This is a genomic window from Paenibacillus sp. Soil522, assembly GCF_001428245.1.
Taxonomy (GTDB): Bacteria; Bacillota; Bacilli; order Paenibacillales; family Paenibacillaceae; genus Pristimantibacillus.
This window is the reverse complement of the sequence record NZ_LMRV01000016.1, coordinates 1-1,621: the sequence shown is the minus strand read 5'-3', so window position 1 is coordinate 1,621 and position 1,621 is coordinate 1. Positions and strand designations below refer to the sequence as shown.

The 1,621-nt window shown below is 41.0% G+C and carries 3 protein-coding genes; all 3 read left to right on the top strand.

The features are described 5' to 3' along the window. Window positions 1–157: 157 nt before the first annotated feature. The 3 genes from ASG81_RS03815 (at window position 158) to ASG81_RS03805 (ending at window position 1,542) form a co-directional block, all read left to right on the top strand. The gene (locus tag ASG81_RS03815) at window positions 158–586 is read left to right on the top strand and encodes a GNAT family N-acetyltransferase (protein ID WP_056629391.1); all 429 of its coding nucleotides are present in this window, start codon (window positions 158–160) and stop codon (window positions 584–586) included. Between the two features lie 176 nt (window positions 587–762). Next, window positions 763–1,116, top strand: coding sequence for a hypothetical protein (locus ASG81_RS03810; RefSeq protein ID WP_056629390.1), 354 nt, complete (start codon window positions 763–765; stop codon window positions 1,114–1,116). Window positions 1,117–1,263: 147 nt separating this feature from the next. Further along, window positions 1,264–1,542, top strand: a complete 279-nt coding sequence (locus ASG81_RS03805; protein WP_056629387.1) for a hypothetical protein — start codon at window positions 1,264–1,266, stop codon at window positions 1,540–1,542. Window positions 1,543–1,621: the final 79 nt, after the last annotated feature.

Here is a 1,621-nt window from a genome sequence, read left to right as displayed (position 1 = left end):
CGATAACCTGCTCTTTTTCTTGATATTTGGACCTGCACCTTAACTAAATGACATTGACCGCGTGGTAGCCCTTCGTTACGCTAACTGGCAGGATAGTTCAATGATTTCACGAAATACTCAAGTGACGTTGTTACGACAAAAACTTTAGGAGAGTTATATGAAAAATAATCTTACAATTCTAAAAAGGTTACCAACGATATCAGAATATACAAAGCTATGTTGTGCGGTTGGCTGGAAAGATTATATGAATTTTGAAGTTGCAGAAGAATCTTTAAACCAATCACTATTTGGTGTTATCGTCCAATTCCAAGATGAAATAGTTGGAATGGGTAGGGTTATTGGGGACGGGAGAATCTATTTTTATATTCAAGATATAGCAGTCTTACCTGAGCATCAAAACAAAGGAATAGGCAAATTAATAATGGAAACAATCAAAGAATACTTAAAGGAAAATGCTCCTGAAAAATCATTTATTGGTCTGTTTGCGTCACAAGGTAAAGAATCTTTTTATAATAAATACGGTTTTAAAAAGCATGAAGGAATGACAGGAATGTTCGGAGTAATTCAAGATAACGATGTTAAGTAAAGTTTATTTGGTTACGCTAACGGGGTACGATAGTTCAATCAGATCAGGGAGCAGACCGCCGCGGCAGTTGCTCCCTGTTTCATTGAAGTAACTGGCATGATATCTGAATTAAGGTGTATTGACACTATCCTTATTGAATATTTAATAAAAAGAGCACAGCAGTTAGGGGGATTTAAATGCATAAAAGCATTCGTTGGCATGCGTTTTTCAAAGTGAATACAGAGGAAAAGGCTCGGAGATTACTATCAAGATTTGAAGAGTTTTGTGAAACGAATGCTACCCTTACATCCTGTGAACGTTATTGGAAGGATTCGGCTTTATATGATGTTGGTTTTAGCACTCCCTTAAATAAGGAGGATATTTCGCATGCCGTTTTTTCAACCCTAGTAATTGCTCACAAATTGGCTTATGAATGGCAGGTTACTGGTCCTTCCAATTCAGAATCGGGAATTTGGGAATTTTGTGGACTAACTACTAAAACAAAAGTCACAGGTATCGAATGGATCCAGTTTAGGATAGAAACCGATTAGGGCTGAAGTATTCTTCAACGACACTCCCCAACATGAAACCACTCATGTGGGATGGAGCACCAGCGGATCGGGCGAGCACACCTACATCGGACGATGTAGATGGAGTCAGAGCCGTTTACTAAACCTCACTGAGAAGGAGTGAATGACATGAAAAAAGCGCTATCCCTGTTGCTGCTCGCACTTGTCGTCCTGTCGGTATCTGCTTGTTCGTCGAATGTCGAAGAGGGTGGGCCAAGCCAACTTGAAACGTACTTCACATCCATTGACGATTTGACCGCAGCTGCAAAGACGATTGTAGAGGTCGACATTCTCGATCAACAAGATACGATTGAATACGGCGGTGTCGTCTTTACGGTCTCCACTGCAAAAGTAATCTCTAGCATCAAAGGAAACGCGGCAGAAGGCGCTGGTTCGGTTCACGCCTAGCAGCTCTGCCTGACGCTTGATGGTAATCGCATCGCAATCGCGTTCTACCATGGCTTTTCGGGCTTCTAGAGGTTCATTT

Coding starts and splice junctions, on each gene's coding strand:
- ASG81_RS03815 (WP_056629391.1), top strand. CDS start 158: ATGAAAAATAATCTTACAATTCTAAAAAGGTTACCAACGATATCAGAA.
- ASG81_RS03810 (WP_056629390.1), top strand. CDS start 763: ATGCATAAAAGCATTCGTTGGCATGCGTTTTTCAAAGTGAATACAGAG.
- ASG81_RS03805 (WP_056629387.1), top strand. CDS start 1,264: ATGAAAAAAGCGCTATCCCTGTTGCTGCTCGCACTTGTCGTCCTGTCG.